This window comes from Nocardia sp. NPDC060249, assembly GCF_042728755.1.
Classification (GTDB): domain Bacteria; phylum Actinomycetota; class Actinomycetes; order Mycobacteriales; family Mycobacteriaceae; genus Nocardia.
The window spans coordinates 24,070-42,797 of record NZ_JBHXAQ010000016.1 but is presented as its reverse complement, the minus strand read 5'-3'; the positions used below and the strand labels follow the sequence as shown (position 1 = coordinate 42,797).

At 66.3% G+C, this 18,728-nt stretch carries 15 protein-coding genes and 1 tRNA gene; 7 read left to right on the top strand and 9 right to left on the bottom strand.

Annotated elements, in window-relative coordinates; all coding sequences use genetic code 11:
- Positions 1-100: 100 nt before the first annotated feature.
- The gene (locus ACFWFP_RS31720) at positions 101-934 is read left to right on the top strand and encodes an ion transporter (protein ID WP_379301240.1); all 834 of its coding nucleotides are present in this window, start codon (positions 101-103) and stop codon (positions 932-934) included.
- Here the strand turns inward: ACFWFP_RS31720 and ACFWFP_RS31715 are convergent.
- The 3 genes from ACFWFP_RS31715 to ACFWFP_RS31705 all read right to left on the bottom strand — a co-directional run bounded on the left by ACFWFP_RS31715 (position 921) and on the right by ACFWFP_RS31705 (position 3,327).
- Positions 921-2,123 (bottom strand): low temperature requirement protein A, encoded by a 1,203-nt coding sequence (locus ACFWFP_RS31715; RefSeq protein ID WP_379301238.1) that lies wholly within the window; start codon positions 2,121-2,123, stop codon positions 921-923. The two genes, ACFWFP_RS31720 and ACFWFP_RS31715, sit on opposite strands and share 14 nt — an antisense overlap.
- Positions 2,124-2,197: 74 nt before the next feature.
- Positions 2,198-2,656 (bottom strand): SRPBCC family protein, encoded by a 459-nt coding sequence (locus ACFWFP_RS31710; RefSeq protein ID WP_379301236.1) that lies wholly within the window; start codon positions 2,654-2,656, stop codon positions 2,198-2,200.
- Between the two features lie 98 nt (positions 2,657-2,754).
- Positions 2,755-3,327, bottom strand: a complete 573-nt coding sequence (locus ACFWFP_RS31705) for a TetR/AcrR family transcriptional regulator (protein ID WP_379301234.1) — start codon at positions 3,325-3,327, stop codon at positions 2,755-2,757.
- 71 nt (positions 3,328-3,398) lie between these two features.
- On the opposite strand from ACFWFP_RS31705, the gene ACFWFP_RS31700 reads away from it, so the two are divergent.
- The 3 genes from ACFWFP_RS31700 to ACFWFP_RS31690 all read left to right on the top strand — a co-directional run bounded on the left by ACFWFP_RS31700 (position 3,399) and on the right by ACFWFP_RS31690 (position 6,413).
- The gene (locus ACFWFP_RS31700; RefSeq protein ID WP_379301232.1) at positions 3,399-3,974 is read left to right on the top strand and encodes a dihydrofolate reductase family protein; all 576 of its coding nucleotides are present in this window, start codon (positions 3,399-3,401) and stop codon (positions 3,972-3,974) included.
- Between the two features lie 135 nt (positions 3,975-4,109).
- Positions 4,110-5,375: an aspartate kinase gene (locus tag ACFWFP_RS31695; RefSeq protein ID WP_378961573.1), complete on the top strand. Its 1,266-nt coding sequence runs from the start codon at positions 4,110-4,112 to the stop codon at positions 5,373-5,375.
- Between the two features lie 3 nt (positions 5,376-5,378).
- Positions 5,379-6,413 carry an aspartate-semialdehyde dehydrogenase gene (locus ACFWFP_RS31690; protein WP_379301230.1) on the top strand — a complete coding sequence of 345 codons (1,035 nt, stop codon included), beginning with the start codon at positions 5,379-5,381 and terminating at the stop codon, positions 6,411-6,413.
- Positions 6,414-6,439: 26 nt separating this feature from the next.
- Here the strand turns inward: ACFWFP_RS31690 and ACFWFP_RS31685 are convergent, their stop codons facing one another.
- Positions 6,440-7,792 (bottom strand): serine hydrolase domain-containing protein, encoded by a 1,353-nt coding sequence (locus ACFWFP_RS31685; protein WP_379301228.1) that lies wholly within the window; start codon positions 7,790-7,792, stop codon positions 6,440-6,442.
- A 76-nt stretch (positions 7,793-7,868) separates the two neighbouring features.
- Positions 7,869-9,101, bottom strand: a complete 1,233-nt coding sequence (locus ACFWFP_RS31680) for an APC family permease (protein ID WP_379301226.1) — start codon at positions 9,099-9,101, stop codon at positions 7,869-7,871.
- A 92-nt stretch (positions 9,102-9,193) separates the two neighbouring features.
- On the opposite strand from ACFWFP_RS31680, the gene ACFWFP_RS31675 reads away from it, so the two are divergent.
- From ACFWFP_RS31675 to ACFWFP_RS31665, 3 genes are all read left to right on the top strand, one after another.
- Positions 9,194-11,911 carry a hypothetical protein gene (locus tag ACFWFP_RS31675; RefSeq protein ID WP_379301224.1) on the top strand — a complete coding sequence of 906 codons (2,718 nt, stop codon included), beginning with the start codon at positions 9,194-9,196 and terminating at the stop codon, positions 11,909-11,911.
- Between the two features lie 10 nt (positions 11,912-11,921).
- Positions 11,922-12,866, top strand: a complete 945-nt coding sequence (locus ACFWFP_RS31670) for a phosphotransferase (RefSeq protein WP_379301222.1) — start codon at positions 11,922-11,924, stop codon at positions 12,864-12,866.
- Positions 12,867-13,579: 713 nt separating this feature from the next.
- Positions 13,580-14,248, top strand: coding sequence for an arsenate reductase ArsC (locus tag ACFWFP_RS31665; RefSeq protein WP_379301220.1), 669 nt, complete (start codon positions 13,580-13,582; stop codon positions 14,246-14,248).
- On the opposite strand, the gene atzF is transcribed toward ACFWFP_RS31665, so the two are convergent.
- The 4 genes from atzF to ACFWFP_RS31645 form a co-directional block, all read right to left on the bottom strand.
- Positions 14,205-15,902, bottom strand: coding sequence for an allophanate hydrolase (gene atzF, locus ACFWFP_RS31660; protein ID WP_379301218.1), 1,698 nt, complete (start codon positions 15,900-15,902; stop codon positions 14,205-14,207). The two genes, ACFWFP_RS31665 and atzF, sit on opposite strands and share 44 nt — an antisense overlap.
- 10 nt (positions 15,903-15,912) lie before the next feature.
- Positions 15,913-16,617, bottom strand: coding sequence for a GntR family transcriptional regulator (locus ACFWFP_RS31655; protein WP_379301216.1), 705 nt, complete (start codon positions 16,615-16,617; stop codon positions 15,913-15,915).
- Positions 16,618-17,000: 383 nt separating this feature from the next.
- Positions 17,001-17,074 (bottom strand) — tRNA-Pro (locus tag ACFWFP_RS31650).
- Positions 17,075-17,141: 67 nt separating this feature from the next.
- Positions 17,142-18,680: a hypothetical protein gene (locus ACFWFP_RS31645; protein ID WP_379301214.1), complete on the bottom strand. Its 1,539-nt coding sequence runs from the start codon at positions 18,678-18,680 to the stop codon at positions 17,142-17,144.
- Positions 18,681-18,728 lie beyond the last annotated feature (48 nt).

Here is an 18,728-nt window from a genome sequence, read left to right as displayed (position 1 = left end):
GTCGGCAACTCCCCTCGCGGCGTCGGTCGACCAATTAGCGTGGGCAGCGATGTCAAGGCCGACCTACGCGGCGCCGACCGCCAGATATTCAGGAGCAACAGTGGCTTCACCGGGGATCGAACGGGTCGAGGCCCTGCCGGACGTGCGCTCGAAAACGCCGACTCTGCGGACCGACATCCTCATGTTGATCCTCGCGATCATCTCGGTGGTGCTGGTCGTGTGGATCACCTTCTTCGACGTCAGCGGCCCGACGTACCACGCGATCGTCATCGTCGACACGTCGATCTGCGCGATCTTCCTCGTCGAGTTCGTCTGGCGCTGGCGGCGGGCGGGGTGGCCGTGGTCGTTCCCGTTCATCTACTGGTACGAAGTCCTCGGCATGATCCCGGTGACCAGCCCGCTGTTCCGCGGGTTCCGGCTGCTGCGCATCGTGGTGATCTTGATCCGGCTCGGCCGGGTGGCCGACCGGGCGCTGGGGGAGCGGGTCACCGCGACGATCGTCAACCGGTTCGTCGGCACGATCGTCGACGTGATCAAGCGCCCGATGACGATCGCGATCCTCGACGAGGTCTCCAAGGTCCTGCGCGCGGGCCACTACACCCAGAACATCGCCGCCGCGCTGGAGGAGAACCACGCCGAAGTCGACCAGCTGATCATGGACCTGATCAAGAACGACCCGCAGACCGGCAAACTGCGCTACGTCCCGTTCCACGACGACATCATCCGGCTCGTCGCCGACACGGTCTACCGGATGCTGCGCCAGTTGCTCGACGACCCGCGCACCGACGAACTGGTCGCCGACATGTTGCGCGAGAACCTCGACCAGATCAACGACGCTGTCCGTGCCGGTGTGCGGGTTCCGCCCTCACACCGGGGGGCGACGCCCGCCGAGCACGGCGTGCGCCACCACCTCGGTCAGGTCAAGCGTGCCTGATCCGGTCGCGCGGCTGGGCGAAGCGCAGGGTCTCGAAGATCACCAGCGCCGCCAGTAGCGCGCACAGCAGGGTGAGTGAGGCGAGCGCGGGCAGGTGCGCTGCGAACGGGATGAGCGCGAGCAGCAACGCGGCCAGCACCAGGCGTTCGGCCGACAGTGACTTGGTCGCATAGTACTTCGCGAACGTGATGCCGAGCAGGAACAGCGCGGGACCACCGTAGAGCGCGCCGAGCGGGATGCCGTACAGCGGATCGGTGAGCGTGTGATGCGAGGAATCGCCGACGTAGTACAGCACTTTCTTCAAGCCGAGCGAGAGCGCGATGATGCCGACGATCATCGGGAAATGCCCGTACATATAGGTGTTCTGGGCGATCTTGATCTGCCGGGCGTCCTTGGCATGGGCGAACGCGTGCTCGATCGAGATCGCGGCGACATCGAAGTACAGCCACCACAGCAGACCGGATACGGCCAAGCCGAGCATCGAGCCGAGCGTGATCGGCCAGGAGATGGGCAGACCGGCCACGCCGATGCCGATCGAGACGATGGATTCACCCAGCGCCACGATGATGATGAGCCCGTAGCGCTCGGAGTAGTGCTTGGCCGAATTGAGCCGCCAGTCGGTGCCCGCGGCCCAGGTCCACACCATGTCCCCGACGATCGCGGCGAGCCACAGCAGGATCTGGGTGAGACCGGTCGTCATCGCGGCGACGACCAGCAGTGTCGTGCCGACGGTGACCGAGCCGACCGCCCAGCGCAGCAACTGCCTGCGCAGCTGGGAATCTCCGGCGCTGATCGTCCAGAACACTACGACGTGCACCAGTCGCACGACCAGATAGGCCACCGCGAAGACCAGCGGACCGAACCAGCCACCGGGCAGGTCGCTGAAGGCCTCGGGGATGGTGAGCGCGGCGAGGAACGCACCGCCCATCGCGACGAACATGGCCACCCGCGTGATGCCCTCGTCGGCGCGTACCACGTTGCCCAGCCACGAATACGCGATCCACAGCCACCACATCAGGGCCAGCACCAGCGTCGCGCGCAGCATGTTCGCCGCGGTGGTGTCGTCGGCGGCCAGCGCGGTGACCATGGTGAAAGCGAAGACGATCACCAGGTCGAAGAACAGCTCGAGCTGGGTCACCGAGTTCTCTTCGGTGACGGGCTGGAACCGGACCCGTCGATTTCCGATCATGGGTCAATGTTCGCACCCCGGGTGGCGATTCGCGGACTGAGAATCGACGACGCGGGGGTGCCCGGACGGTGCGGCTACCCGACCGCGAAGCCCCCGACCTCTGGATACCGCTCGGCGAAGTCGATGAAGTTCGCGACCGTCTCCTCGTGCAGTTTGCGCAGGGTCCGGTTGAACAGGATGCCCGGAATGGGCAGCGGAAGGGACAGCTCCACGTGGTAGTCGACCTCGGTGCCCTCCGGGGTGTCGACCAGTTCGATCCAGCCGCCGCCCTTGGAACCGCGGCTGCTGTCGACGACCCGCCACTCCGACCGGTACTGCTCCCAGGAGTATTCGAGCACCTGTGCGTCGGAGTTACCCATGAAGTGGGCGGTGGCGAAAACCCGGCGCGGTCTGCCGTCGGCATCGCGGGGCCCGACCCGGACATCACTGAGCGAGGTCGACCACTCCGACATCAGGTCAACGGCCAGTAGTGCGTCCATCACTTGGTCGATCTCGGCGTCAACGGTGAATCGGATGTCGATCTTCGAGCGCATCTTTGTCTATCCTCCGAACCCCCGCAGCTTTCGCGCCCGATTGTGCACAGTCGTCCTAGTGATCGTCAACACGTCTATGGTCTGGACATATGACCGGGTCAGCTGCTTATCACACGGTCGACGGCGGTTTCGATCAGTGCCATGCTCTGTTCCTCGGTGAAGATCGCGGGCAGTGTGAGGTGTTCGACGATGAGCCAGTTGAGCGCCAGATAGAGCAGTAGTACCGACTCCGCGTCGCCGGGCATACCGGACGCCAGATGGTTGCGGACGTTGAAATCGATGTCGGCTCGGACGCGTTCGGTGAGCACCGTGCGCAGTTCGGGGCGCCGAGTGGCCTCGAGGCGAAGTTCCAGCAGCGCGAGATAGGCCTTGCGATGCGATTCGATGCGTCCGACCAGCTCTTTCATCAGCGCGGTGATGTTCGCGATGTCCTTGGGGCCGTCGCTGACCAGGGCCATCGTCTCCTCGCTCGGCTGCACCACCTCGTAGAAGCGGACGCCGGCCTGGGTGAGCAGCTCGTCGCGATTGGCGAAGTAGTTCGACGCGGTGCCGGCGGGGACGGCCGCCTGTTTGTCCACCGCGCGGAAGGTGAGGCCGCGGGCGCCCTCGTCGGCGAGGACCTCGATGGCCGCGTCGAGCAGGGCTTGTCGTCGTTCGGGATTAGTTCGCACTTGACACCACTCCATCTGTAGTACTACGTTGAAACCACTTCAATCAGAGTACTACACATGAGGCGGTAACCATGCGAAAGCTTGTCTACTACATCGGCGTCTCCCTCGACGGCTACATCGCCGGCCCCGGCGGGGAGTACGAGTTCTATCCGACGCCGCCGGAGTACTCGGGCTGGCTCAACGCCGAATTCCCCGAGGCCGTCCCGGTCCACCTTCGCCCGCATTTCGGCATCGACGTCGACACACCCAACAAGAGCTGGGACACGATGCTCATGGGCCGCGGCACCTACGCGGCGGCCTACGACGCGGGCGTCCTCAGCCCGTTCGCCCACATGCGGCAATACGTCTTCTCCTCCTCGCTGGGGCCGGTGGACGCACCCAACATCGAGATCGTCGACGGTGATCCGGTCGAGCTGGTGCGCGAACTCAAGCAGCGCGACGGCCTCGACATCTGGCTCTGTGGCGGCGGGAAGCTCGCGGGTCAGCTCCTCGACGAGATCGATCAGCTGATCGTCAAGAGCTATCCGGTCATCGCGGGCGCGGGCATCCCCGCCTTCACCGGCGTCTTCAAACCGACACTTTTCAGCCCGACCCGGCGCAAGGAATTCGACAGCGGCGCGCAGGTCACCTGGTTCGATCGGAGCTGAATCCCGTGGTTATCCACAGGTGACAAGCCTGTGTCGTTTTCCACAGGCAGGGTAGGTAGCAGCGAAACCGGTGGCCCGGGGCCGGTACTCTTGGTCGCTGATACCAACCTGACACTCGATCGTGAAGGACCTGCTGTGGCTCTCGTAGTTCAGAAGTACGGAGGATCCTCGGTGGCTACCGCCGAGCGGATCCGGCGCGTCGCTGAACGGATCGTGGAGACCAAGAAGCAGGGGCACGACGTAGTCGTCGTGTGCTCGGCGATGGGCGACACGACCGATGAGTTGCTCGATCTCGCGGAGCAGGTGGCCCCGGCGCCGCCTGCTCGCGAGATGGACATGCTGCTCACCTCGGGCGAGCGCATCTCGAATGCCTTGGTGGCCATGGCTATCCACACGCTCGGCGCCGAGGCCCGCTCGTTCACCGGTTCGCAGGCCGGCGTGATCACCACCGGCGCGCACGGCAACGCCAAGATCATCGACGTGACCCCGGGCCGCCTGCAAGAGGCGCTCGCCGAGGGGCAGATCGTGCTGGTGGCCGGCTTCCAGGGCGTGAGCCAGGACAGCAAGGACGTCACCACGCTGGGTCGCGGCGGCTCCGACACCACCGCCGTCGCGCTGGCCGCGGCGTTGAAAGCCGACGTCTGCGAGATCTACACCGACGTCGACGGCATCTTCTCCGCCGACCCGCGCATCGTCCCCGACGCCCAGAAGCTCGACAAGATCTCCTACGAGGAGATGCTCGAGATGGCGGCCTGCGGGTCGAAGGTGCTCATGCTGCGCTGCGTGGAGTACGCGCGCCGCTACAACGTTCCCGTTCATGTTCGGTCGTCCTACACCGACAAGATCGGCACCACTGTTTTCGGATCGATGGAGGACATTCCCGTGGAGCAGGCAATCCTGACCGGCGTCGCACACGACCGCAGCGAGGCCAAGGTGACCGTCGTCGCCCTGCCCGACGAGCCGGGCTACGCGGCCAAGGTGTTCCGCGCGGTGGCCGACGCCGAGATCAACATCGACATGGTGCTGCAGAACATCTCCAAGGTCGACACGGGCAAGACCGACATCACCTTCACCTGCCCCAAGACCGACCTGGTCCGCGCGGTGCAGATGCTCACCGCGCGCCAGGACGAGATCGGCTTCGCCGAGATCCTCTCCGACGATCACATCGGCAAGGTCTCCCTGGTCGGCGCCGGAATGAAGTCGCACCCGGGCGTCACCGCCACCTTCTGTGAGGCGCTGGCCAACGCGGGCGTCAACATCGACCTGATCTCCACCTCGGAGATCCGCATCTCGGTGCTCGTGCGTGACACGGAACTGGATGAAGCCGTGCAGGTGTTGCACAAGGCATTCGATCTCGGCGGCGACGAAGCCGCTGTCGTCCACGGCGGAACGGGGCGTTAAGCAATGGGTGTACGTGTAGGTGTTGTCGGTGCGACCGGTCAGGTCGGCGCCGTTATGCGCAAGCTGCTCGAAGAGCGCAACTTCCCGGCCGACGAGGTGCGGTTCTTCGCCTCCGCGCGTTCGGCGGGCAAGACGCTGCCGTGGCGCGGCGGCGAGATCGTCGTCGAGGACACCGAGACCGCCGATCCGACGGGTCTCGACATCGCGCTGTTCTCGGCCGGTGCCACGATGTCGCGTGTGCAGGCCCCGCGCTTCGCCGCGGCGGGCGTCACCGTGATCGACAATTCCTCGGCATGGCGCAAGGACCCCGATGTGCCGCTGGTGGTGTCGGAGGTCAACCCCGAGGCCACCCGCAACCTGCCCAAGGGCATCATCGCGAACCCGAACTGCACCACCATGGCCGCGATGCCGGTGCTCAAGCCGCTACACGATGTGGCCGGTTTGCAGCGTCTGATCGTGTCGAGCTACCAGGCTGTTTCAGGCTCCGGTCTCGCCGGGGTCGAGGAGCTCGCCTCGCAGATCCGCGCGGTGTCCGCCGACGCGGAGAAGCTGGTGCACGACGGTGCGGCCGCCGATTTCCCCGCGCCGAACAACTACGTCGCGCCGATCGCCTTCAATGTGATCGCGCTGGCCGGTTCCCTGGTCGACGACGGTTCCTTCGAGACCGACGAAGACCAGAAGCTGCGCAACGAGAGCCGCAAGATCCTCGGCCTGCCCGACCTGCTGGTGAGCGGCACCTGCGTGCGGGTCCCGGTCTTCACCGGGCACTCGCTGTCGATCAATGCCGAATTCGCCGAACCGCTTTCGGTGCAGCAGGCCAAGGAACTGCTGGCCAAGGCGTCGGGCGTGCGCCTGGTGGACGTCCCGACCCCGCTGGCCGCCGCAGGGCAGGACGACTCCCTCGTCGGGCGTATCCGCCAGGATCCGGGTGTGCCGAGCGGTCGTGGTCTCGCGCTGTTCATCTCGGGTGACAACCTGCGAAAAGGTGCTGCGCTGAATACGATTCAGATCGCGGAAGTTCTGCTCGCGAACCGTTGATTCGGTAGTCCTGGAGGTGGGGCTGCTCAGCGGATCGGGCGGATGCCGGGGGTTCGGGGGTCGTTGCCTACGCAGGCGAGGATGGCGCAGCCGGGTGGGATGCTGGCGAACGGGGCGGCCAGGGGTTGGTTGAGGCAATCGAAGACGGTGCAGCCGGGGTAGGCGCCGGGGCCGATACCGAAAACGGCCAGCAGGATGTTGGCGTCGATGAGTTTGCCGGCGTCGAAATCCAGCGGGGGCTCCACGTACGGTGCGGCGATCGGCACCGGGGCGTCGGTGACGGCGGCGAACAGGCGGCGGAAGAACTCGTGGGGCAGTTCTTCGGCATGGGCGAGGATGCCGCTCGGGCCGTAGGCGGTCTGGTTGCCGAACGGGCCCGTCCACATCACCGTCATGTCCAGGCTCGGCAGGAAGAACACGTTCTGCAGGCCCAGCCCGGACATGAAATACGTATCGGGGGGCAGGAAGTCGGGGGATTCACTGCAATCGGCGCCCAGCCAGAACAGGTAGCCGTAGCAGCTGTTCGCCTTCGACGGTGTGCGGGCTTTGCGCAGATAATCCGAGGAGATCACCCGGTCGGCGCCCCAGCGGCCGTCGTTGGAGACGAGCAGCCCGATCTTGGCCAGGTCGTTGGGGGGCAGCATGAGATGGGCGTAGCCGTAGGTATGGCCGGATCGGTCACTGGCCCAGTAGTAGTCGCTGCGCGGGATGCCGAGCGGGTCGAACAGCTCGCGCTGCGCGAACTGCTGCAGCGGTTCGCCGACGGCCAGCTCGATCACGTACGACAGCAGGTCGACATTGCGCTGGCTGTAGCTGAACGTGGTGCCGGGCGGGTTGGTCAGCTGCACCGACAGCGCCTGCACTGCCGAGTGCGGGTCGAGTGGGATCACCGCGGTGATGCCCTCGGACAGCACTCCCACCTGCATGCCGGAGGTTTCGGTGAGCAGGTTCTCGACGGTGATCGACCGGTGTGCCGCGTCGCCGAGACCGGGCGGCAGATAGCGGTCGATGGGTGCGGCGATATCGATTTTGCCTTCGTCGGAAGCGATTCCGGCCAGCAACGACACCACCGACTTGGTGACGCTCCAGATGTTCCACGGCGTATTGCCGGTCTCGTCGTTGCGCAGTCCTTCACCGACGAGGCAGTTGTGCCGGAAGATCTGAACGTTGAGCCGGTTGCGGGTGGCGGCGAACTGCAGTGCCGCTTCGAGTTTCGCCGAATCCAGCCCCACCTGTTCGGGTTCGGCGCGCTCGAGGTCGCGACCTGAGGTCACCTCGCAGGTGGTACTCGGGGCGGCGTGGGCCGGAACGGCGAATAGGCTCGCCGAGGCCAGCACCGCAGCGATCGTTCCCGCGAAAACGCCCGTGATGTGCCGCATGCGGGCGAGACTAGCCCGTGCCACGCACCGTAACCCGTATAGCGTGGCCGCCGAACCCCCTAATCACAGCGCAGATTCACCTCCCCGCGCGAACCCCGTACACCCCCGCGCCGACCGCGAGCACTCCGAGCCCGGCCAGCACCGACTCGATCGGCAACGCGAACCCGACCACCACACAACCCACCGCCCCGAGCACCGGAACCCAGCGCTGCGGCCTGCCCTCTGCGGCGGTCAACGTGGCCGCCGACAGGTTGGCGATGAGGTAGTACGCCAGCACCGCGAACGACGAGAACCCGATCGCCGCGCGCAGATCCACCGTCGCCGCGAGCACCGCGACCACCACACCCACCGCGAGCTCGGCTCGATGGGGGACTGCGTATTTCGGATGGATCAGGGCCAGCGCGCGCGGCAGGTGCCCGTCGCGCGCCATCGCCAGCGCGGTCCGCGAAACCCCCAGGATCAACGCCAGCAGCGAACCCGCCGCCGCCAGCACCGCACCCACCCGAACCACCGGCGCCAGCCATCCCGCCCCCGCCGCCTCGACGACCTGCGCGAGCGGATCACGCGCGGCCGCCAGCCCACCCGACCCCAAGGTCAGCAACGCCGCCACCGCCACCAGCGCGTACACCGCCAATGCCACCGCCAGCGCCAGCATGATGGCTCGCGGAATGGTCCGCTCCGGCGCACGCACCTCCTCGCCGAGCGTGGCGATCCGCGCATACCCGGCGAACGCGAAGAACAACAACCCCGCCGCCTGCAACACCCCGTACGGCCCGATCTCCTTGTCGAGAACCGATGCCCCCGAATGACTCCCACCGATCCCCACCACAACAACCGCCGCCAGCACAGCCAGCACCACCCCCACGATCACCCGCGACGCCAGCGCCGACTTCTGCACCCCCACATAGTTGATCGCCGTCACCAGCACCACGGCCCCCACCGCCACGGCATTCGCCTGCTCCGGCCACGCGTAGCTGCCCACCGTCAACGCCATCGCCGCGCACGACGCCGTCTTCCCGACTACGAACCCCCAGCCGGCCAGGTACCCCCAGAACGCCCCCAACCGTTCCCGCCCATACACATACGTGCCCCCGGACACCGGATACAACGCAGCCAACCGAGCCGAAGACATCGCATTGCAGTAGGCAACAACCGCGGCGACGCCCAAAGCCACCAACAACCAGGACCCACCCACCCCCGCCGCAGGGCCCAACGCCGCGAACACCCCGGCCCCCACCATCGCCCCCAACCCCACCACCACCGAATCCCCCAACCCCAACCCCCGCCGCAGCTGCCCATCCGAAGTCATGGCCCCATCCTCGAGCATGCGCGCGTGATGAGCGACCCGGACGATGGAACAGCTTGAGGGATTCCGAACAGCCCTGCACGAGCCGCAGCGGGATGGAACACTGGCAGAAGGCATTTCATGTCGACCATCTGGTCAGGGGGATCAGCATGCCACCGTCGAATCTCGACGACGCTTTCCGAGGGAACGCGGCCGATTTCCAGGCGCACGAGGTGTTCTCCGATCGGGATACCGAGTGGGCCGCCGTGGTCGATAGCGTCCGCAATGTCTGGGAAGCGGTGTCGACACCGACGTTCGACGTCCAGGACCTGGAGATTCCACGCCGCAACGTTCTCGTCTTCTATGGGGTTGGCGGAATCGGCAAGACCAGGTTGTCACAGCAGATCGCGCGTCGACTCGGTGGCGACGACGTAGCGATGTCGCACTGGGAAGTGCCGGATCCGCCATTGCCCCGGACAGTGCCTGTGTATCTGGATCTGGCGAAGAACACGACCTTCGAATTGGACGAAGTGATCTTGGCGATTCGGCTGGCTCTCGCGTCACACGGCCATCGAGCGCCCGCGTTCGACCTCGCGCTGAGCCGGTACTGGGAGGCATGTCACCCTGGTGAGTCACTCGACGCCTACCTGCGCGCGCGAACGAGGTTGAGTCGAATCTCTTCGAGGTTGCCCGAACAGGTGAACGAGATCTTGGGTGAAGTCGCGGACAACTTCGAGCTCCCCGGCATGGTCGGTGGCTTGGTGAGTCAGGGTGTCGGCGCGCTGGTCAAGGCGCTGCGCGACCGGCATGACCATGCGCTCGCGCTACGTTGCCGAAGGCTGCCCGCCATTCTCGAGGAAGAGCCCGACCTCGACGCCCTCAGCTACTACCCCCATCTACTTGCCTGGGACATCGCTCAATTGCCGCCGAAGCAATCGCTGCTGCCGGTTGTTCTGCTCGATACCTTCGAAGACATCGCCGAGCGCGGCAACCGGAAGAACGAGCGGCTGATCAACCGCCTGGTCTGGTTGATGCCGAATGTGTTGTTCGTGGTGACCGGTCGTAATCGGCTGCAGTGGGACGATGCCCGCCTACGCGAAAAGCTCTGGCGCACGGGCGCGGTCCGCTGGCCGTTGCTCCGATCCGATACCGGTGAGCCGCGACAGCACTTGGTTGGTTACCTATCCCCGCACGACCGGGAAACCTTCCTGGCTCAGCGATTGGTCAGCGACGGCCTCCCGATGATTCCGGGTGAGCACCGCCTGGTGATCGCGGCGAGGTCGGAAGGTCTGCCACTCTACCTCGACATGGCCGCATCACTGTTCGTCGAACTGTTACAGAGCGAGGGCAGCGTCCCGCCGGTGCAGGCGTTCGACCGCGATTTTGCCGAATTGGTTACCGCGACTTTTCGTGATCTCACTCCGGACGAACAATCGGTGGTCAGGGCAGTGAGTGTGCTCGAATCTTTCTCGATCGAGCTGGCAACCACCGCAGCGGGATTGGCCCGTGACAGCGCGGCACTGTGCGTCGTCGACCGGCCGTTCGTGGAATTCGACGAATCAGGGTTGTGGCCCTATCGGGTACACAAGCTCGTGCGCTCAGCGATCCGCAATGCTGGTTTCGACGCCGATTCGCGGGAGCCTTGGAGTGCGGCCGACTGGCGTCGAGCAGCTCAAAGGGCCTTCGACGCGATCGGTGTCCAGTGGCGTGCCGCCGAGGGTGACCGCAGAGTCTTAGTGTTCTGTCTGCGTGAGGGCCTGCGGCTGGCACGCGACTTCTCGTTGCGCCTCGGGTGGCTCGAAGACGCCGCCGTCGAATTCGCACGGGACTCGGCGGCCGAGGCGATCGACATCGGCGATCCACCGAGCACCGCTGACGGCACACCACTGCCCGTCAATGCCGCGGCGGCCGCGCTGGCCGTCGTATTGTCGGTCATCGCGCGACGCAACAGTGCCCACCGTCAGACAATCGCCGACGAGCTCCGCGCGATTCTCGCGACCGGTGACCTCCCCGCGCGGATTCGGGAGATCCCGGAGTACTACATCGCCATGTGCGAGCGTGATCTAGGCAATTTCGACGCGTCCATGCGCGGCATGCGCAAGGTCGCCGACGGCGGCGGTCGGTTGGCGCCCGACGCGCGACGCGGTCTGCACCACCTGCTGCGCAGGTTGGGCAGATTCCGGAACGCGCTGGAGATCGCCGAGAACCTCGGCGCGACGGGCAGGCAACAGCGTGCGCTGGGCGAGCTCTGGTGGTCGCAGGGAAACATCGCGCTGGCGTGTACCTCGCTGGCGGTAGCGCGCGACCAGTCGTCGTCGGCAGGACTGTCCGGTGAGGCGGCGTTGTGCCAGTCCTATCTAGCCTTCGCCGCGGCGTTCCAGGATCGAGCCCGAGCCAATACTCAGGTCGAGTACGCGCACGAGCTGATCGGGCGCGCACGGGTCGGCTGGGCGGAGGTGCTGTTGCAGGTCGCCACTCTGGTCGTTGATGCCGGGCATGACCCGGATCTGCCGCAGCGCGCCGACGATGTCGCCACTTCGGCCACAGGCGTCGGGCTGACCTCCCTTGCCGGCTACGCGCGTCTGGCAGCTTGCTTCCATGCCGCTGTCGTCGATTCACCGCAATTGAGCGAACACGCACAGATGTTGCTCAGGGAGAGCGTTCGGGGGGCCGAGTTCGCCTACCTGGTCGAGATCGCCTATATGTTCACCAACCGGGATTCTCCGTCGACCCTGCGGTCCGACTGGATCGAAGGGGCGGCAACGGCGAAACAGCGGTGGAGCGGGTTGGTCACGGATCGGCGAGCTGAGCTCGCCGCTACTGAGAGGAACTGACGAAGCGGTCATGGCCGAATACACGACGTTGAAGGACCTTGACCCAGAAGAGATCTGCGCCGAATATGACATCGGTAAGGTGGTATCGATCGAGCCGGTATCCGGTGGGGCGGCCAATTCGAGCTTCCGCGTACGTGGTGTGAAGGATGGTGAACCAACCGATTACGCGCTGACTGTGCTGGACAACGATCCGGCGAGCGCACCACAGCTGGCATCGCTGCTCGGCAGGTTGGCGGGCCGCTTCGACACTACCGAGTTGGTTCGTTCCATCGGCGGCCGGTCAGCGGTAACTATCGGCTGCCGGGTCATAATCCTGAAAGTATGGGTCGAAGGGACCGTATACCCGGTCTTCCCGGAGGATCTTCTCGGTAGGGCTGGCGCAGCGCTCGCGCGACTGCATGCGCTCCCTGTCGATGAGGTAGTCGGTGACGAACCGTTGCCATCGCTCGGCCGCAGACTGACGGCCGAACGTCGTTCGCACATCGTTGATTTCGCTGACCGCGCCTTTGCGCAGTGGCTCGCCGTCCGTCTCACCGCACTCGGCGAAGCCGACAGCGGACGACAGCACACTCTGATCCACGGAGACCTGTACTCGGACAACATCATCGTGCGCGGGAGCGGCGATCTCGTCATCATCGACTGGGAAACAGCGTGTCGGGAGGACCCACTGCTCGACCTCGGCATGGCGATCATCGGTCTCGGCGTCGTCGAGGGTCGGCTGGTGCCGGAGCGCGTCGACGCGATCGTCGAGGGCTATTCCTCCGAGATCCCGCTCACCTCGGAGGAGCGCACTGGCGTGCTGCGCGACATGGTCGAGTTGTCAGCCCTGATCATCGCCTTCCACCGCTACTACCGTCACAACGTTCGCTACCCGGGCTCGACCGCGGCCGACAAATACCGCGAGATGATCGGTGTCGTCGACAGCTTGGCCGGCTGCACGCTGTCCGAAAGATAAAGAACGCCGCCAGGTCGATGAGGGTGACCTGGCGGCGTTCGAGTCGATGGGCCGCCTCGAGGACGGCCCGTCAGGGTGCCGACGCCCCACAAGCGCCTCTCGGCGGGTGGTCGCTCGTAGCGACAATGGGGTGAGGCCCGGGGCTGTTCGGACGTCGACAGTGAGTCCAACCGCGGCTGTCGGTGAACTATTCCGGCGGCTCGATGTGATCCACACAACGGCACGAGGCAGGTACGGCGATACGCGTACCTGCCTCGTCACGGGTGGGCGAAGGGCCTGGTTCCGGGCTCTCTCGTAGTCGGAGTCAGGGGTCAGAAGTTGCTGAACCAGTACAGCAGGCTTGCCAGCAACCAGACGATCGCGGTTTCCATGGTCGATCTCCTTGCGTCGGTGCTTCTATCATCGCCGAAAACCCGACTTCGCCGACAAGTTGTTCTTAAGAAGCTCTAGAGACCGACACCGCATTGTTGCTTCAGACACCGGAACAACCGGGTCCGATCGGTCTCGAGGGGTGATCGGTCGGACCCGGCGGTGCAGACCAGAAGGTGGCTCTTCCAAACGCTGAAGACGCACTGCCGACGGTAACCACACCGACGGGCTGGGCCGAAGATGTTCCACGTCGTGTCGGTGAGTACGCGTGCCGGGCCGGTCGGTCGAGGGGTTGATCGGCCCGGGCGTTTGCGTATGGCCCGGATTCGGGTCAGTGTTGGGGGGTGGTCGATATAGCGGAGCACTCCGACGCGCTCGACCGTGCTGAGGTGCGGCTGCGCGAAGAATTCGCGACGATGTTCGAGCCGGAGACGATCCATCGTTTCCTGCATTCCTCCTACGAGAATTTCGCTGCTCGCGCCACCGTGACCCTGTACCTACCGCTGCTCGCCGAGCGGTTCGGGCGGCAACGGTTGCAGGCGCTGGCCAAGCTCGAGGGCAAGGTGGCCCGGCCGCGCCCGACGGTGCTGTTCCTGTGTACGCACAACGCGGGCCGGTCGCAGATGGCGCTCGGCTTCTTCGAAGAGCTGGCGCTGGGCCGGGCGGTGGCCTGGTCGGGTGGGTCGGTGCCGGGTGGGCAGCTCAACCCGGCCGCGGTGGCGGTGATGGCGGAGGCCGGCGTCGACATCTCGCGCGAGTATCCGAAGCCGTGGACCGATGAGATCATTCGCGCCGCCGACGTGATCGTCACGATGGGCTGCGGCGATACCTGCCCGCTGGTGCCGGGGGTGCGCTACGTGGAGTGGATCATCGATGATCCGGCCGGCCTCGAGGCCGAGCACGTGCGGCCCATCCGCGACGACATCGGTCATCGCGTGACGGGCCTGCTCGCCGAGCTCGGCATCGAGGTCACCGATCCCGTAGATACGCCACCCAGCTCCCGTACGGCGTGATGTCGGTGGCGGCGACGGCGGCGTCGTAGCTGCACGCGAAGCCGACCACCGACCGCCCGTCGGCGAGATCGATGCTGGTCAGGGCCATCGGCGGCGGGAGTTCGGCGAGGAATCGGCCGAGCCCCGCAGGGGAGACGAGGAACAGTTCGCCGAGGATCGGTGCGCCTTGTCCGTCGCCGTGGCGGACCAGTCCGGGTTTGGCCGGGGTGGTGTCGAGGGCGGTCAGTCGGTAGGCGTCGGTGGTGGTGATCTCGCCTGCGAAGCGGGCGCCGAGTTGTTCGAGTTGCCAGTGCAGAGGTTGGCCGCGCAGGTGGGCGCCGAAAACGGCAAGGGGCACCCCGGTTTCCACGAGTAGCGGCGCCGGGGTGCCGGTGATGCGGGCGGCGAGGTCGACGGCCGATTGGTCGGCGAACGCGGGGACTACGACCGTCACGCCGAACGGGAGGCCATCGGCGGTGGGCGTGCCGGGGACGGCGACGGCGGCGAGGTCGAGGAGGTTGCAGAAGTTGGTGTAGGTGCCGAGGCGGCGGTTGATCGCGAGTGGGTCGGCGTCGACTTCGGCGATCGACGGGTGTTCGGTGGTGGTGGGGAGCAGGAGGCCGTCGAAGCCGACGAGCAGTTTTGTCGCTGTGGTGCGGGCGCGGGCCAGAGCGTCCAGGTCTTGTGCGAAGGCATGCGCGTCGAGGTCTCGTGCGGCACTGATTATTCCGGCGACAGTGCGGTCGAGGCCCGGTGCGCCCTTGTCGACGAACTCGCCGACCGCCGCATAGCGCTCGGCGACTATCGCGCCGTCGTAGAGCAGGCGGGCCGCGTCGAGAAGAGGCGAGATGTCGATCTCCGTGAGGTGCAATCCTTGATCACGCAGGGCTGCCACAGTTTCCGTGAACGCCGCTCGATAGGCCGGGCTCAGCGGTTCGAGGTCTTCGGGTCGTGGAATGGCTATCTCGGGCTCGGTGGATGCCGCGAGGCGGACGTCGGCGGGCCATTCGCGGCTGCGCGGGTCACGAGAGTCCTTGCCCGCCATCGTCTTCGCAGCAGTGACGGCCGAGTCCAGGTCTGCGGCGAAAATGGTGACCGTGTCGTAGTCGGCGCAGGCGGGCACGACGCCGTGGGTGGGGATGACGCCGAGCGTGGCCTTGATGCCGACGATGCCGTGCAGTGCGGCGGGTACGCGCCCCGAGCCCGCCGTGTCGGTGCCGATGGCGAGGTCGGCGATACCGAGTGCGACAGCCGCCGCGGAGCCGGAACTCGAACCACCCGAGATTAATTCGGGATGAAGGGCATTGCGGACGGCGCCGTAGGGGCTGCGTGTACCGACGAGTCCGGTGGCGAACTGATCCAGGTTGGTCTTGCCGAGCACCAGCGCGCCCGCCGCGACCAGCCGCTGCACAGCGGCCGCGGTGTCCGTTGCCTCGTAGGCGAATTCGGGACAGGCGGCGGTGGTGGGCAAGCCGGCCACGTCGACGTTGTCCTTCACCGCGAGGAGCAGGCCCGCCAGCGGCAGCTTCTCGCCCGCGGCGACCCGGCGTTCCAGCTCGACGGCTTCGGCCCTGAGAACCTCGTGGGAGCGCAGCGTGATCCAGACCTCGGGCCGATCCACCTCGGCGATCCGTGCGTAGGCGGCGGCGACCCGCGCGGTCGGGGTGACAGACATGAACGCTCCTCTATTCACTCAGAGACATGGCGGCGACAGCGCGCGAGATCCGCTCGAGCACCACATCCAGCGAATCGCCGATGTGGGTGTGCAAGAGCCGCTGGGCCAGCGTGAGATCACCGGCGAGGACGGCGTCGAGAATGCCGAGGTGCTCGCTGATCGTGGTTTCGATGCGGTTGTTGATCATGAAGTCGTACATGCGCACATGCCGGATCCGGGAGTTCACCGCGACCAGGGCGCGCACCATCTCGGCATTGCCCGCCGCGGTCAGCAGAGCGATGTGGAATTCCTCGTCGACAACGACGAAACCCGGCTCCTGGGCGGGCGGGTCGGCCTGCAACGCCAGCCACTTCTGCCGCTCGGCGCGGAGCAGCGCGGTGTCGTGGGTGATCCGCGGATCCGCCCGTACCCGCGTCATCCCACCCAGTTCCAGGGTCAGCCGCAGCTCGTAGAGATCGCGAATCCGCGCCACGCTCGGCCGCACCGGACTGAATCCGAACTCCTCGCGCTGCAACAGCCCGTCCGAGCAGAGCATGGTGAGTGCCTCCCGGACCGGCGTGCGGGAGATCCCGAACCTGGTCGACAGCTTCGGTTCGGTGAGGCGCTCCCCGAACCGGATGTCACCGTTCATCAACTCCCCCCGCAACGTCGTATATACAACGTCGCGCAACGGCCTCCCCGAGCCATCGCCCGGTGCATCCACCCTTGTCGACATGGGTGTATACGCTATCGACCGCTAATTTCTATCAAGTGACAGAAAGTAAGCGCCACGTTATCCCTTGCTCACACCGGCACCCTCACCACGCAGAGCCTCGCGTGGGGAGAACTTGTCAACCAACCTTGAACACGCAGGCAACCCCACTCGCCATGCAGGCGCCCACACTCGACCACGAGCTCACCGCCGCGCTCCCACTCCGCTCACCCCGGAAGGGCGACCCCCATGTGCCCCACCATCCTGGCCCTCATCCTCAGCCTGATCTCCCTCACGGCCCTCACCATCTGCTGGCCGAACCCCCTCGACCGCAAACCCCCACAGACAAGCGAAGAGCCCCTGACCAGTGAACTGATCAGGGGCTCTTCTGTGTCTCAACCAACACGTCGGGGTGACAGGATTTGAACCTGCGACCTCTTCGTCCCGAACGAAGCGCGCTACCAAGCTGCGCCACACCCCGTGAGGCGAACCTGAAGTAGCTTACAACGTGGGGTCGGAAAACGTTAAATTGGCTGGTCAGGTGGGGGTTAGTCGAGGGATCTGATGGAGCTGAAGATGCGCTTGGCCTCGGCGGCGTCGATGGCGCCGGGTACGCCGGTGTCGGCGATCATGACCATGACGAAGCTGCCGTCCTTGGCGCCTTTGAAGGCGTAGGTGTAGATGGAGTAGGTGCTGGCGCAGCCGGGTTTGGGGGCGGGGACGGTGCCGGTGGTCTCGGTGAACATGCCCTCGGTTTTGCCGTCGATCGACTTCAGGGGCTGGGCGGGGCCGGGGGTGCCCTTGGAGCCCTGGTAGGCGAGGGGGGCGGCCTTGGTGCCGAGTTCGGCGCCCGCCGCGGCGTTGTCGGCGTTCTTGGAGCCGGTGAGCAGCGACATGGTGCGGGTGGAGTTCGGGCAATAGTCGCGGCCGTCGGAGGCGTAGCCCTTGCCGATCACCGAGTCGCCGGGGGGTTCGCCGACCCCGCCGATGGTGGTTTCGCTAGCGACCTTCCAACCTGCCGGGACGTCGTAGGCGGCGCCACGGTCGGGGGAGGCCACTACCTGGTAGCCCTCGATGAGGGGTTTGCGGTTCGACGCGGCGCCCGAGGGGGTGGGTGTGGTGGTGCTGGGTTTGGGCTTGCTCGACGAGGTCGGCCCCGGCGTGGTGGACAGGGCGCTGACCATCGAAGGGGTGCCACCCGCGGTGCTGGTCGGTGCGTCGTCGCCGCGGGTCAGCGCGACCGCGGTGATCGTGCCGCCGACCAGCAGCAGCGCCGCCACACCTGCCGCGGCCCAGATCGCCGCCTTGTTCCCGGATTTCTGGCTGGGCGGGAAGGGCTGGCCGTACGACTGGACGCCATGGTGGTCCAGCGGGGGGACTTCACCGTATTGCTGCGGTGCGGGCTGTTGCCAACCCGGTGCGCCGATCCTGGTCGGATCGGCCTGCCCGGCGGGTGTGCCCCACTGCTGGGGCGGAGTCGGCGGACCTCCCCACTGTTGCTGCCCACCGGGAGGCGGAGCGCCCCACTGCTGAACCGGTGCGCCCCATTGACCCGGAGGCTGTTGTCCAGCAGGGGGATTGATGCCCGGCTGCCACTGCTGATTCGAACCAGGTTGTCCGCCAGGGAAGTTGGCGCCCGGAGCTACCGGTACGCCCGGCTGCGGGCTCCACGGCTGGCCGGGTTGCCCGGCAGGGGGCTGCCAGGGCTGATTCGAACCCGGCTGACCCACAGGCGGATTCGACCCCGGCTGGCGTAGCTGGGTGGGGTCGGCCTGCCCTTGCGGCGGAACCTGTTGTCCCGCAGGAGGGTTACCGGAATCCTGCCAATCCTGCGGCCCCGCCGGTGCCCATTGCGTGGGTTCGGGAAGCCCGGGCGGTGGGCCGGAGCCGTCCCAGCGCAGGGTCGGAGGGAGGCCGGTGCTGCCCGGCGTCCACACCGCGGTGGAATCAGGTGCGCCCGGATTCGGCTGTTCCGCAACCGGATCCGGCGAACCGGGCCGCTGCCACTGCTGGTCGGGCTGGTTCGGTGCGCCGGGTCCGCCGAATACGGTCGGGTCGTCGCGCCTGTCGTCGGATCCACTGCTCACGGTCTTCTCCTGATGACACCTCAATGACAATGTCGTTCGGAGCCAGAC

Excerpts from the sequence above, each read along its gene's own strand:
- ACFWFP_RS31715 (WP_379301238.1), bottom strand. The coding sequence starts at position 2,123 with ATGATCGGAAATCGACGGGTCCGGTTCCAGCCCGTCACCGAAGAGAAC.
- ACFWFP_RS31710 (WP_379301236.1), bottom strand. The coding sequence starts at position 2,656 with ATGCGCTCGAAGATCGACATCCGATTCACCGTTGACGCCGAGATCGAC.
- ACFWFP_RS31700 (WP_379301232.1), top strand. The coding sequence starts at position 3,399 with ATGCGAAAGCTTGTCTACTACATCGGCGTCTCCCTCGACGGCTACATC.
- ACFWFP_RS31690 (WP_379301230.1), top strand. The coding sequence starts at position 5,379 with ATGGGTGTACGTGTAGGTGTTGTCGGTGCGACCGGTCAGGTCGGCGCC.
- ACFWFP_RS31685 (WP_379301228.1), bottom strand. The coding sequence starts at position 7,792 with ATGCGGCACATCACGGGCGTTTTCGCGGGAACGATCGCTGCGGTGCTG.
- ACFWFP_RS31680 (WP_379301226.1), bottom strand. The coding sequence starts at position 9,101 with ATGACTTCGGATGGGCAGCTGCGGCGGGGGTTGGGGTTGGGGGATTCG.
- ACFWFP_RS31675 (WP_379301224.1), top strand. The coding sequence starts at position 9,194 with ATGGAACACTGGCAGAAGGCATTTCATGTCGACCATCTGGTCAGGGGG.
- ACFWFP_RS31670 (WP_379301222.1), top strand. The coding sequence starts at position 11,922 with ATGGCCGAATACACGACGTTGAAGGACCTTGACCCAGAAGAGATCTGC.
- atzF (WP_379301218.1), bottom strand. The coding sequence starts at position 15,902 with ATGTCTGTCACCCCGACCGCGCGGGTCGCCGCCGCCTACGCACGGATC.
- ACFWFP_RS31655 (WP_379301216.1), bottom strand. The coding sequence starts at position 16,617 with ATGTCGACAAGGGTGGATGCACCGGGCGATGGCTCGGGGAGGCCGTTG.